At 57.1% G+C, this 12648-nt stretch carries 15 protein-coding genes; 5 read left to right on the top strand and 10 right to left on the bottom strand.

The window, feature by feature from the left end; translation table 11 throughout:
• Window positions 1-93 precede the first annotated feature (93 nt).
• Window positions 94-324, bottom strand: a complete 231-nt coding sequence (locus MKZ79_RS07585; protein WP_336141004.1) for a YccJ family protein — start codon at window positions 322-324, stop codon at window positions 94-96.
• 16 nt (window positions 325-340) lie between these two features.
• Window positions 341-940, bottom strand: coding sequence for an NAD(P)H:quinone oxidoreductase (gene wrbA / locus MKZ79_RS07580; protein ID WP_336141002.1), 600 nt, complete (start codon window positions 938-940; stop codon window positions 341-343).
• Between the two features lie 319 nt (window positions 941-1259).
• Here wrbA and MKZ79_RS07575 point away from each other — a divergent pair, with 319 nt between their 5' ends.
• Both MKZ79_RS07575 and MKZ79_RS07570 read left to right on the top strand, forming a co-directional pair.
• Window positions 1260-1445, top strand: coding sequence for a general stress protein (locus MKZ79_RS07575; protein WP_336141001.1), 186 nt, complete (start codon window positions 1260-1262; stop codon window positions 1443-1445).
• A gap of 113 nt (window positions 1446-1558) precedes the next feature.
• The gene (locus tag MKZ79_RS07570) at window positions 1559-2470 is read left to right on the top strand and encodes a DMT family transporter (RefSeq protein ID WP_336140999.1); all 912 of its coding nucleotides are present in this window, start codon (window positions 1559-1561) and stop codon (window positions 2468-2470) included.
• Here MKZ79_RS07570 and rutG read toward each other — a convergent pair.
• From rutG to rutA, 7 genes are read right to left on the bottom strand one after another with little or no spacing between them, the layout of a single operon-like run.
• A complete protein-coding gene (gene rutG, locus MKZ79_RS07565; protein ID WP_336140997.1) occupies window positions 2467-3780 on the bottom strand; it encodes a pyrimidine utilization transport protein G in 1314 nt (437 codons plus the stop codon). The genes MKZ79_RS07570 and rutG overlap by 4 nt on opposite strands.
• A 21-nt stretch (window positions 3781-3801) precedes the next feature.
• Entirely contained in the window at window positions 3802-4344 is a 543-nt protein-coding gene (rutF, locus tag MKZ79_RS07560) for an NADH-dependent FMN reductase RutF (RefSeq protein ID WP_336140996.1), read from the bottom strand.
• A 10-nt stretch (window positions 4345-4354) separates the two neighbouring features.
• The gene (locus MKZ79_RS07555) at window positions 4355-4945 is read right to left on the bottom strand and encodes a malonic semialdehyde reductase (RefSeq protein ID WP_336140995.1); all 591 of its coding nucleotides are present in this window, start codon (window positions 4943-4945) and stop codon (window positions 4355-4357) included.
• Entirely contained in the window at window positions 4930-5748 is an 819-nt protein-coding gene (gene rutD / locus MKZ79_RS07550; RefSeq protein ID WP_336140994.1) for a pyrimidine utilization protein D, read from the bottom strand. Before rutD ends, MKZ79_RS07555 begins: the two co-directional genes overlap by 16 nt.
• 10 nt (window positions 5749-5758) lie before the next feature.
• Complete coding sequence (gene rutC, locus MKZ79_RS07545; RefSeq protein ID WP_336140993.1) at window positions 5759-6145, bottom strand: pyrimidine utilization protein C; 387 nt, start codon at window positions 6143-6145, stop codon at window positions 5759-5761.
• Window positions 6146-6159: 14 nt separating this feature from the next.
• Window positions 6160-6906, bottom strand: coding sequence for a pyrimidine utilization protein B (rutB, locus tag MKZ79_RS07540; protein WP_336140992.1), 747 nt, complete (start codon window positions 6904-6906; stop codon window positions 6160-6162).
• Entirely contained in the window at window positions 6906-7997 is a 1092-nt protein-coding gene (gene rutA, locus MKZ79_RS07535; protein ID WP_336140991.1) for a pyrimidine utilization protein A, read from the bottom strand. Before rutA ends, rutB begins: the two co-directional genes overlap by 1 nt.
• Window positions 7998-8272: 275 nt before the next feature.
• Here rutA and rutR point away from each other — a divergent pair, with 275 nt between their 5' ends.
• Entirely contained in the window at window positions 8273-8902 is a 630-nt protein-coding gene (rutR, locus tag MKZ79_RS07530; protein ID WP_336141380.1) for an HTH-type transcriptional regulator RutR, read from the top strand.
• A gap of 30 nt (window positions 8903-8932) precedes the next feature.
• Here rutR and cycA read toward each other — a convergent pair whose 3' ends face one another.
• Complete coding sequence (gene cycA, locus MKZ79_RS07525; protein ID WP_336140989.1) at window positions 8933-10324, bottom strand: D-serine/D-alanine/glycine transporter; 1392 nt, start codon at window positions 10322-10324, stop codon at window positions 8933-8935.
• A 286-nt stretch (window positions 10325-10610) separates the two neighbouring features.
• On the opposite strand from cycA, the gene MKZ79_RS07520 reads away from it, so the two are divergent.
• Together MKZ79_RS07520 and sdiA are read left to right on the top strand one after the other, a co-directional pair.
• Window positions 10611-11309 (top strand): extensin-like domain-containing protein, encoded by a 699-nt coding sequence (locus MKZ79_RS07520; RefSeq protein WP_336140988.1) that lies wholly within the window; start codon window positions 10611-10613, stop codon window positions 11307-11309.
• A gap of 574 nt (window positions 11310-11883) precedes the next feature.
• Window positions 11884-12606 (top strand): transcriptional regulator SdiA, encoded by a 723-nt coding sequence (gene sdiA / locus MKZ79_RS07515; protein ID WP_336140987.1) that lies wholly within the window; start codon window positions 11884-11886, stop codon window positions 12604-12606.
• Window positions 12607-12648: the final 42 nt, after the last annotated feature.

The raw sequence follows: 12648 nt of genomic DNA, 5'->3' as shown, positions 1-12648 counted from the left end.
AGGATTTGGTGATTTAACAAGGCGGGAAGGTGTCTGTTTGTGCTGTGAATGTGGCGGAACAGCAGAATAAACTGCTGTCCCGCCAGCCTGTGACTAGACGTTTTTACGCTCGACCGGCACATTATCCCAGGTCAGCACGTCCTGATCGGTCTTCTCAAAAGCGCGCAGCAGCACTTCGTCGTTGCCCTGTTGCTCCCAGATGCCCTCGGCGAGCTTTTCATCGTAGTTCGCCACTTCAAAAATGGCTTCGGCAATTTCAGGGGAGGTGGAACGAATACTTGCCCATTCTCCCACGCGATGTTCTTTAGATTGTTGCGTAGCCATACTATTCTCCTGTGGGTTATCCGTTCAGTTTTACCGCCAGTCCGGCGACGTATTCGCCCTGATAGCGGGCGATATTCAGTTCTGCTTCGCTGGGTTGACGGGAGCCGTCACCGCCAGCAAGCGTGGTGGCACCATAAGGCGTGCCGCCGCGAACCTGTGAAATATCAAACAGCTCTTTCGCGCCGTAGCCAATCGGCACAATTACCATGCCGTGATGGGCAAGTGTAGTCCAGGTTGAGGTAATCGTCTGTTCCTGGCCGCCACCGGTGCCGGTGGAAGAGAAAACGCTGGCGAGTTTGCCGAACAGGGCGCCAGAAGCCCAGAGGCCGCCGGTGCGGTCAAGAAAGGTGCGCATTTGCCCGGACATATTGCCGAAGCGCGTTGGCGTGCCGAAAAGAATAGCGTCGTACTGCGGCAGCTCGTCCGGCGTGGCTTCGTCCGCAGCCTGATCGGTTTTACCGCCAACCTGAGCGAAACGATCGGCATTCATGGTTTCGGGCACGCGCTTAATAGTTACTTCGGCGCCGCTAACGCGACGTGCGCCTTCCGCCACGGCATTCGCCATCGTTTCCACATGTCCATACATTGAATAGTAAAGCACTAAAATTTTGGCCATCGGGCACTCCCTGTATTGGTGGTTAAAAGAGCGTTCAGGGAAAAAGTATAGATGAGGCTGTGGAAGGTTGCCGGAACGCGAAAATTAGTGAGAGCACTCCGAAAAATTCCTGAAATAAATATTAATTTTAATAATATGATTTGCCGCTCTTTTTCAGCGTAAAACCGTCCTGAAACGGCGCTTTTTGATAAAATAATTACCGCTTCGCGCCGATAATCTATGCTTAATAACGCGACGTGCGGCGATGACGTCGCGAGGGTGAAGCCGCAGGCTCACCGTAGATATGCAGTATGATGGCTTAACTATTCGGAGGTAAGAAATGGCAGAACATCGTGGTGGATCTGGAAATTTCGCTGAAGACCGTAAGCGAGCATCAGAAGCAGGCCGTAAAGGCGGCAAGGCCAGCGGCGGGAATTTTAAAAATGACCCGCAGCGCGCTTCACAAGCCGGTGAGAAAGGGGGACGTAACAGTCGGGGCAGTCGCGACAAGACCTCATCTGACTGAAGCCTCTCTGCGCCGTCGGACGATTCCGGCGGCGCAAACCCCGACTGGCGTTTTTCGATTGCTTCCGGCCCCAACCCTTGCCACACTGCGCCAAAAATTTTAACGAGCGCGCTATGTCTTTACTTTCCCGTTATAAATTCTCTTTCACTCCTCAGGAACTGGTGCTGATGCTAATCACCATGGTTTGGGGCGGCACTTTTCTGGCCGTACATCACGCCATGACCGTCAGCGGGCCTTTCTTTTTCGTCGGGCTGCGCTTTGCCACGGCGGCGCTGCTGCTGGCGCTGATCGCGCGCAAATCGCTGCGTGGTCTTACGCTGGCAGAATGCAAAGCCGGCATCGCCATCGGCGCGGCTATCAGCGGCGGCTACGGCCTGCAAACCTGGGGTATGCAGACCATTGCCAGCAGCCAGTCAGCCTTTATCACCGCCATGTATGTGCCGCTGGTGCCGCTGCTGCAGTGGCTTTTCCTGCGGCGTATGCCGGGCATGATGGCCTGGGCTGGCATCGTGCTGGCTTTTACCGGCCTGCTGCTGCTGGCCGGGCCGAAAGGCGGCTCGCTGGCGTTCAGCGCCGGAGAAGTAGCAACGCTGCTCAGCACGCTGGCCATTGCCGGTGAAATTATTTTGATTGGCGCCTGCGCGGGCAAAGTGGACGTGAAAAGGGTCACCGTGGTGCAGCTGGCGGCGGCCTCGCTGTTCTCTTTCGCGCTGATGGCGCCAAACGGCGAAAGCGTGCCGCACTATTCGCCCTATCTGCTGTTCAGCGCGCTGGGACTGGGCGCGGCCAGCGCGGTGATTCAGGTCACCATGAACTGGGCGCAGCGCAGCGTATCGCCGACCCGGGCAACGGTTATCTATGCGGGAGAACCGGTTTGGGCAGGAATTGTCGGGCGGATAGCGGGCGAACGTTTACCGGGGATGGCGTTGCTGGGCGGGGCGCTGATTGTGCTGGGCGTGTTGATTAGCGAGCTGAAGCTGAAACGAAAGGCGAAGCGAACTTCGCCTAATGAGGCTTCTGGCTAGCTTTGCTGCCGCGCTATGTCGCTCAGCGGCGTGCGGCGGCGGCTGAGAAGGGCGTTAAGAATAATGGCGCCGAAAGTGGCGGTGCCGATGCCGCCCAGCGTAAAGCTGCCCGTTTTCAGGGCGAAGTCGCCTGCGCCCAATACCAGCGTCACGGCGACCATAATCAGGTTGCCGTTCTGGCCTAAATCGACATTGTTCTGCACCCAGATGCGCGCGCCTGCCACGGCAATCAGGCCAAAGACCACAATAGAAGCGCCGCCGATCACCGGCGCGGGAATTGTGTGAATCAGCGCGCCGAACTTAGGCGAAAAGCCCAGCAGCACGGCAATCACCGCTGCCGCGACAAAGACCAGCGTCGAATAGACTTTAGTGACCGCCATCACGCCGATATTTTCGGCATAGGTGGTGACGCCGCTGCCGCCCAGGCTGCCTGAAAGCATCGTCGCCAGGCCATCGCCGATAAAAGCTCTGCCCATCCAGGGATCGAGATCCCTGCCTGTCATGCCCGCGACGGCTTTCAGATGTCCCAGATTTTCCGCCACCAGGATGATCGCCACCGGCGCGATCAGAAATATCGCCTGACTGTTAAAAACCGGCGCGGTGGTGGAGGGGAGTCCAAACCAGGGCGCGCTGGTGATAAGGCCGAAATCCACCGGTTTCCCCAAACCCAGACCGTTGGTCAGCAGCGCGTAGATGGCACAGGCGGCGATTAGCCCCACCAGAATCAGCAGCCGCTGCACAATGCCGCGCGTTAAGACGGCGGCCAGCCCGATACAGACCACGGTCATCACGGCAATCCAGCTGTCGAAGGCCGAGGAGGAGACGCTGTGCACCGCAACAGGCGCCAGATTCAGGCCGATCGCCATCACCACCGCGCCCGTCACTACCGGCGGCATCAGCTTTTCTATCCAGCGCGTGCCCGCTTTCATCACCACCACGCCGATCAGCGTATAGAGCAAGCCGCAGGCGATAATGCCGCCCAACGCCACGCCGAGATGAGGGTTAGCGCCCTGACCGTTAAAGCCCGTTACCGCCACCACCACGCCGACAAAAGCCGCGCTGGAACCAAGATAGCTGGGAACGCGTCCGCCGGTAACCACAAAAAAAAGCAGCGTGCCGATGCCGGACATTAATACGGAAAGATTGGGGTCCAGCCCCATCAGCAGCGGCATCAGCACGGTGGCGCCGAACATGGCGACCGCATGCTGTAGCCCCATAATTATCGTCTGGCCCGGCGACAGCATTTCATCGGGCGCGACCGTGTCCGTAGCGGACGCCTTACGCCATTGGGGAAACCAGGAATCAGCCATTGTCTTCTCCAGAGAAGTGAATCAGTAGCCGCCGCAGGAATCGGGCAACAGCCGCTTAAGAGAGTGATAACCGCGATCGAACCAGATCAGGCCGTCAGCGTGGTCATTGCAGACCAGCGCCTTGATTTCGCAGAACAGCACATCGTGGGTGCCCACGCTGGCGATCTGCGTAATGTGGCAGTCAAAAGAGGCCGCCGCGCCCTCCAGCACCGGCGAGCCCGTCGCCAGCGTTGACCAGTCGGCGGCCTGGAAGCGAGCCGCCATCGGCGTTTTACCGCCAAACAGCGTGGAGAGCGACTCGTGCCCGGCGCCCAGCGTATTGACGCAGAGCCGACGATTAGCGTTGAACGCCTCATACACGGAAGCGGAACGGTTAAGGCAGACCAGCAGCGTCGGCGGCGAATCAGTCACGCTGCACACGGCGGACGCGGTAAAGCCCGCTTGTCCGCCAGGGCCGTCGGTGGTGATGATGTTTACCGCGGCGCCCAGACGCGCCATCGCATTGCGAAATTCCTGTTTTTCCACGCCCGTCGCGACTTCGGGCAGCAGCGTATCCAGAGACATAGTGGGTTCCTTATGCAAGGGTGCAGGCGTCGTCGAAGGCCAGCCTGGGCAGGCGCGCATAGACTTTGTTCGCGTCGCCATAGCCTATATTGATCAGCAGGTTGCTTTTCCAGCCGCTGTCGGCGAAAAAGGCGGCGTCGACCGCTGCCCGATCGAAGCCGGACATCGGGCCGGTATCCAGTCCCAGCGCGCGGCAGGCGCTAATCAGGTAAGCCGCCTGCAGCGAGCTGTTACGAAAAGCGGTTTCTTCCGCCAGCGCCGGACTGCTGGTAAACCAGGCTTTGGCGTCGGCATGAGGGAAAAGCGTCGGCAGCCGGTTGTAAAACGCCGGATCCCAGGCGACGATAGCCGTCACCGGCGCGGTCAGGGTTTTTTCCAGGTTGCCGCTGGAGAGTGTGGGCTTAAGCTTCGCTTTGCCTTCCGCGCCGCGCACAAAGCAGAAGCGCGCAGGGCTGCAGTTGGCCGAGGTCGGCCCCATTTTGACTAATTCGTACAGCTCGGCCAGCTGCTGGTCGCTGACGGCGCGATCCTGCCAGCCATTGTAAGTGCGCGCGGCGGTAAACAGCGTCGCCAGCGCGGTCGCGTTCAGGGCTTCTGCCATAGTGGCTCCGAAAGGGAAAGGGCGGACGCGGTTTCGTCCAGCCAGGTGAGTAAAATAGCGTTAAAGGCGGCGCTTTCCGTTACGCTCATCGCATGTCCGCCGCGCGGCATCGTTTCCAGCGTCGCGTTCGGCAACGCCTTATAAAGCTGCCGCGAGCAGGCCGACGGCACCAGCAGATCGTCCTGTGAGCAGATCAGCAATACCGGCCGGGAAATCAGGCTTGCCTGAGGGGTAAAGTCGCAGCTCATCAGCGCGTGCAGCCGATGCAGAAGATTCTCCGTACCCTGAAAATGGGCGCAGTGCAGTGCGTCCTCGGCTTCCATCCGCGCCTCGTTTTCCGCCAGCCAGTCGGCGGGATAGAGAAACAGCGGCTGCGCACGCACGTAAGCTTCGACGCCAGCCTTCAGCAGCAGATCCTGGCGAACCTGAAAGCAGCGGCGAGTGTGGGCGTTGAGCCGTAGCCAGCCGTTGACGATCGCCAGCCGTTCGACGCGCTCGGGATAGTCGAGCGCCAGCTGCATCGCCACCATGCCGCCCAACGCGTGACCGATGATACCAAAGCGGGTTATCTCTCTTTCTGCCAGCGCGTCCGCCAGCTCGGCGGCCATGTCGCGCATGCTGTAGCCGTCAGGCAGCACATCGGGACTGCGCCCGGTACCGCGCTGATCGTAAATCACCACGCGATGGGCCTTGCGCAGCGCCGCCAGCTGCGGCTGCCAGAAGCTTCCCAACCCGCCTAATCCGGCGGAAAGCACCAGCGTCGGCGCACAAGGCTGCGTCAGGCCGGAGATTTCAAGGTACATAGCGCCTCCTTTAACGGCCGATATGCGCGATGGAAGCGATCTCTACCAGCGCGTCCGGCTTTACCAGACCGCACTGGATACAGAAACGCGCGGGTTTTTCGCCGGGAAAATAGTCGGCATAAACCCGGTTGATATCGGCGTAATTGCTCCAGTCGGTCAGAAAGATGGAGTTAAAGGTCACGTCTTCCATCGTGCCGCCTGCCGTCTCAATCACGCTTTTGATCGTCTCCAGCACGTGGCGCGTTTGTGCGGCCGCATCGCCGACATGCACCACGTTATTCTCTTTATCGAAAGGCAAAGTGCCGGAGACATAAACGACGCCGTCCGCCAGCGTGCCGGGCACGAAAGGCGCTATCGGGACGCCGCTGCCCGGCGGAGTGATAATGGTTTTTGGCATGTTAAGCTCCTCCCTCAGGCCGTTTGCTTTTGCGGCGCGCTGGCGGTGTGCAGCGCGGAACAGAAGGTCGAGACATCGCTGACCCAGCCGAAAAAGGTTTCGATATTGAAAAGGGCGGCCTGCTGAGCGAACGCGGGCCCGGCCTGATAAGTGGCGTCTTCCAGCACCACGCCGAAATACTCCAGGAAAAAGCCGTCGCGCAGCGTTGATTCCACGCAGACGTTAGTGGCGATGCCGGTAAAAATCAGATGGCGAATGCCGCGGCTGCGCAGCATGCTGTCGAGCGGCGTGTTAAAAAAGCCGCTGTAGCGCGGTTTCGGCAGCACGATATCGCCGGGCTGCGGCTGAAGCTGGTCGACCAGCTCGTAGTCCCAGCCCCCTTTAGCCAGCAGTTTGCCCATCAGTTCGGGCCGCCTGCGCATGGTTTTCAGCGCGTTGGATTTGTGCCAGTTCGGCGAGCCAGGGCCGCCCGCTTCCGCGTACTGCTCGTCCCAGCCGTTCTGGAACCAGATAATCTGGATCCCGGCTTCTCTGGCCGCCGTAACCGCAACGCTGATTTTTTCAATGACAGGCGCGGTGGCGGAAACATCAAAGCCGGCCAGATCCAGGTAGCCGCCGAGGGTAGCGTAGGCGTTCTGCATATCCACGACGATCAGCGCAGTTTGCTCCGGCGGGAAAGCGATAGCTTCCGGTCGCGCAGGCAGCGTCACGCTGTTCTTTGTGGCGGCAGTGGTGCAAACAACGGTTTCTTGAGCGTTCATCAGGCTACCTCTTTCGCTGGCTGGACAATGTCACTGCGGCAGGCCATCAGCGGCTGAATGCGCTCGCCGAAGTTTTCGATACCCTGCAGGAAATCATCGAAAGTCAGCAGCACGCCCTGCGTGCCCGGCACGGCCGCTACCTCGTCAAGCATTCGCGCCACGCTGGCGTAAGAGCCGACCAGCGTGCCCATATTGATATTGACCGCCGAAGTAGGATCGGCCATCTGGCGGACGTTGGTATCGCTGCCGGAGCGCTTATCCTGCTGGCTTTGCGTGGTCAGCCACGCCAGCGCCTCTTCATCCGCGCCTGCCTTATAGCGCTCCCATTTTTCACGTGCGGCCTCGTCGGTTTCATCGGCAATAATCATAAACAGCACGTAGGAGCCGACATCGCGGCCTGCCGCGTCAGCGGCGCTCTTCATGCGGGCGGCGGTTGGCGCGAAAGCGGCCGGCGTATTGACGCCTTTGCCGAAGCAGAAGTTGTAGTCGGCATATTGCGCGGAGAAAGCCATGCCCGCGTCGCTTTGCCCGGCGCAGATCACTTTCATCGGCTTTTGCGGCTGTGGGCTGACGCGGCAGTCGTTCATGGTGAAAAACTCGCCTTTCAGATCGGATTTCCCGGTTCCCCACAGATCGCGCAGCACGGTGACATATTCTGTCAGATAGTCATAGCGACGGGCGAAGTAGTCATCGCCGGGCCAGATGCCCATCTGCTCATACTCGGGCTTCTGCCAGCCTGTCACCAGATTGACGCCGAAGCGGCCGCCGGAAATAGAGTCCACGGTGGCGGCCATCCTTGCTACTATGGCGGGCGGCAGCGTCAGCGTGGCGGCGGTAGCGTAGATTTCAATGCGGGAAGTCACGGCGGCCAGACCGGCCATCAGGGTGAACGACTCCAGGTTATGATCCCAGAATTCCGTTTTGCCGCCGAAGCCGCGCAGTTTGATCATCGACAGCGCAAAATCGAACTGATAGTGCTCGGCCTTCAGAACGATAGCTTTATTCAGCTCAAAGCTGGGCATGTACTGGGGCGCCGTAGTAGAGATCAACCAGCCGTTGTTACCGATAGGAATAAATACACCAACTTTCATAGGGATACCTCATAGTTAACGGTGACGGTCTGCGCTGCGTTGCTCCCTGCTTCCTGTTAAGCGGCGCGGAAAGGAAGTTGCAAGCCCTGTGCCACTTTGTAAAAAAGGCTATTATTCAAACAGTTGAAAGATTTGTGTTAAAGTAGTGTTGAACAACTGGTCCAAAACAGACCGTTTGGTAAAAAGTCATGCACAAAAAGCAGGCGGATGTGGTCGAAAAAAGTGCACGGCGGCCATGCGCCAGCCGGAAACAAGATGGAGTTACGGTGAGTTCTATAAAATCCACGGCGCCGACGCGGCGCTCGAAAGCCGTCGCCGCCAAGCGCACGGCTATCCTGACGGCGGCGCTTGAGCTGTTTTCACTCTATGGCCTGCACGGCACCAGCCTGGACAAAGTCGCGGAAGGCGCGGACGTCTCGAAAACCAATCTGCTTTACTATTTTCCTTCTAAAGAGGCGCTCTATATCGCGGTGCTGAAAGAGATCCTTGATGTCTGGCTGGCGCCGCTACGAGCGCTGCGCAGCGATCAGGAGCCGCTGGTGGCGATCCGCGATTACATTCGTCTCAAGCTGGAGGTGTCGCGCGATCATCCGCAGGCTTCACGACTCTTCTGTCTGGAGATGCTGCAGGGCGCGCCGCTGCTGAAGCAGGAGCTGGAAGGGGATCTGAAAACGCTGGTAGAGGCGAAATCGCAAATCATTCAGGGCTGGGTGGAAGCGGGCAGGCTGGCGGCGGTCAGGCCGCATCATCTGATTTTTATGCTGTGGGCGACTACGCAGCACTACGCCGATTTCGCCAGTCAGGTCGAAGCGGTAACGGGAAAGACGCTCAGCGACGACGCTTTTTTTCAGGAAACGGTAGAAAACGTGCAGCGTATGGTGATCGAAGGGATTCGCGTGCGATAAAAAACGGGCCATGAAGGCCCGTTGGTAAAATTAGCGCTGTTTCCTCTGGCGCAGCCACCAGCCGATGCCCAGCATCACAAACCAGAGCGGCGTCACCATCAGCGCCTGGCGGGTATCTTCCTGTAGCGACAGCAGTACCAGCACAAAGGCGAAGAAAGCCAGGCAAACCCAGCACATGATTTTGCCCAGCGGCATCTTGTAGATGGACTCAGCATGCAGCTGCGGGCGCTGCTTGCGGTAAGCCAGGTATGAGCAAAGGATAATCGACCAGACAAACATAAACAGAATCGCGGAGACCGTAGTCACCAGCGTAAATACCTGCATAACGTTCGGGATCAGGTAGATCAGTGCCACGCCGCCCAGCAGGCAGAAGCAGGAGAAAAAGAGGCCGGTAGTCGGCACCGCGCGGCGCGACAGCTTGCCGAAGCGAGGATGCGCCACGCCCTGCTGCGCCAGGCCATAGAGCATACGACTGGTCGAAAAGATGCCGCTGTTGGCGGAGGACGCCGCAGAGGTCAGCACCACAAAATTAACGATGCTGGCCGCCGCAGGCAGGCCAATCAGCATAAACATCTCCACAAAAGGACTGCGGTCGGCCACCACCTGGCTCCACGGCGTCACCGCCATAATCACCAGTAGCGCAAACACATAAAACATAATGATACGCAGCGGGATGGCGTTGATGGCGCGCGGCAGCACTCGTTTAGGATCGTGCGTTTCCGCTGCCGCCGTACCGACCAGCTCAATCCCTACAAAGGCAAAGACCGCGATCTGGAATCCGGCAAAAAAGCCGCTCAGCCCTTTCGGGAACAAGCCGCCATGATCCCAGATATTACTTAAGGCCGCGGTGCCGCCGCCCGGTGAAGGATAATGCATGGCGACCAGAACAATACCGGTGACGATCAGCGCCACGATGGCCACTATTTTGATGATCGCAAACCAGAACTCCAGCTCGCCGAATAGCTTCACCGTGGCGATGTTCAGCGTCAGGAATACCGCAATGCAGAGCAGGGCGCTCATGCCTACCGAGAAGTCAGGGAACCAGAGCTGAAAGTAGGAGCTGATGGCGACAACGTCCGCAATGCCGGTCACCACCCAGCAAAACCAGTAGGTCCAGCCGGTAAAGTAGCCAGCCCAGGGACCCAGCAGATCGGCGGCGAAATCGCCAAAGGATTTATATTCCAGGTTCGACAGCAGCAGCTCGCCCATCGCCCGCATCACGAAAAACAGCATAAAGCCGATAATCATATAGACGAAGATAATCGACGGGCCGGCCAGGCTGATCGTTTTGCCGGAGCCCATAAACAGGCCGGTGCCGATAGCGCCGCCAATAGCGATAAGCTGAATATGCCGGTTATGTAAGTTACGCCGGAGCTCGCCCGGCGCTTCTTCCTGAAGAAGCTTTTCTGATTGATTAGCCAAAATAGTTATCCTGTTGATGTTGTGTCAGCTCTGAAGGCTGTTAATTAAAACGTATCGACGAAGCGCTTAACCGCCGCGCCCGAGGGAGCGCAGGCGCAAGGCCGACGACATTTCCCTTTAAGGGCGCAAATCTTAACGTAAAAGAGCGTGGCTGGCAGGTAAAGTTATTAACAGTCGGCTCGATCGCACAAAAACGACGCTACACTTTTTATCACGCGACGCCTGCCGTCTTATTTTCCACCGCCTGCGGGAAAGCGGCGGTGTTCCGGGAGCAAAAGGGTGGTGGATGAAAGGATTGACAGGTCTGGCTATTATCCTGCTGCTGGCGCTGCTGCTTGTGCCCTGGCTGCAAAAAACGCTGCCGCCCGCGTTGAATCCTTTTACCCCGCTAAATGTCACCGACGAACCCGGCTGGATCACCCGCTATAAGCTGAAGCGGCTGCAGGCCGATCCTGACGCCTGCATGGCGGCGCTGCAGCGGGCGAGGGAAGGCGGCTATATCCGATTTAGTCGCGTTGAGCGCGTAGAGGGAAACTGCCCGCTTTCCCATCCGGTTCGCGTGCAGGGGTTCGGCGATGTGCGTCTCAGCTCCTCTTTTCTTGCCAGCTGTTCACTGGCGCTTGCCACCACTCTGTTTGTGACTCAGGATGCGAAACCGCTGGCAGCGGCCGAACTGGGATCGCCGCTGGTTCGTCTCGATCATGTCGGCAGCTATGCCTGCAGGAATATCTATCACCGCGCTACCGGCAGACTGAGCGAACATGCCACTGCCGAGGCGCTCGACGTGACCGGTTTCCGGTTGCGGGACGGCAGAGTCATTACCGTACAACAGGCCTGGCGACAAACGCATCCGGAATCTTTATGGCTACGACAAACTTTTCAACGAAGCTGCGCATGGTATGGCAACTCGCTTGGGCCAGACTACAACAGCGCGCATGCGTCACATTTTCATTTAGGGATGCGCGGCTTTGGCGTCTGTCGCTGACGGCGCCTGCACTTTTATCCGCTGCTGAATTGATTTTGTTAAATCTCCGCGCGAAGTAAATGCCAGACGGGAAAAAAAGGCTAAGCGTAAAATAAACAATCCTCTCAAAGTCAAATGGTTGGCGTCTTCTATTATAAATGACTATATGTCAATGGGTTAGGCAGGATTTGTTTCGGCATGGCTTTAGCAATGCGCTATTTTCTCCCTCTGTTACAGTAAAATTTCAGACGGATTCGTCTGCAAAACACAAAAGCTCGTTATTGAATATTTTTGGAAAAAATCTTATTCTTGATAATTAAATTAAGCGCGGAGAAGAGGTATAAACGTCTCGTTTCCGCCCGCTAAACGGCAACTTAAGTAAATATGAACGATTTGACAGCGATTGCCGAAAAAATTATCCGTTGCGATGGAAAAACTCGCTTTTCGGAGTATTAACGCTATCTTTTTCAGTTATTACTCTGCGGTCAGGGAAAATGACAATGGGTATTAATTTTAACCGCAATTACCTGTTTATCAGGATCGGTAATGAATCTACAGCAGGGTACGGCTTTTCGCTCGCTTTCCCGAGGCATTAATGGCTACTGAAAACTATTTCGGCTGGTGTAAGGAGACGGAGGCGGCTTTTCTCCAGGCCGAAGCGACAACCGAAATAATGCAGCTGCTTGCCCGACTCACGCTGGAGCTCGGGTTGAATTTTTACGCACTCTATATCCGTCATCCTGTTCCCTTCACGCGCCCGAAAATATTTGTTTTTTCCAACTATCCTGAAAAGTGGGTGCGTCGATGGCAGGAGGAGAATTTTTCAGAAATAGATCCGATTATTCGCTATTGTCAGGTCCCGGGAACCTTACTATTGTGGAACGATCCTATTGTAAAAGAAGGTCAAAGGGTGTTCGATGCGGCCAGGGAGTTTGGCATCCGTTCAGGCTTCTCCTGCTCGAGAATCGCCAGAAATCGGGTGACAGGAATATTGTCGATGGCCTCGGGTAAATCTTTTGAAAAGATTGCGTTAACGCCCGAAAAACAGCTTAAGCTCCAGTTTATTTCGGATCGGGTGCTGGAAACCCTACAGCGTATCAACGACAGCTCGCTTTGTGTGATGGCGATGCCGTTGAGCCAGCGGGAGCGGGAAATCCTTAAGTGGACTGCGGAAGGCAAAACGGCGGCGGAAATCTCCCTGATCCTCTCTATTTCGGAGCATACCGTTAATTTTCACCAAAAAAACATGCAAAAAAAGTTTAATGCGCCAAACAAAACTCAGGTGGCTTCTTACGCCGCCGCCATTGGACTGCTTTAACTGAGTAATAACTACTATTTTTGGTAGTTTCTAATCGCTGGT

The organism is Erwinia sp. CGal63 (genome assembly GCF_037026505.1).
Taxonomy (GTDB): domain Bacteria; phylum Pseudomonadota; class Gammaproteobacteria; order Enterobacterales; family Enterobacteriaceae; genus Erwinia.
Note: the sequence above shows the minus strand (reverse complement) of the source record. Positions and strands in the feature narration are given on the sequence as shown.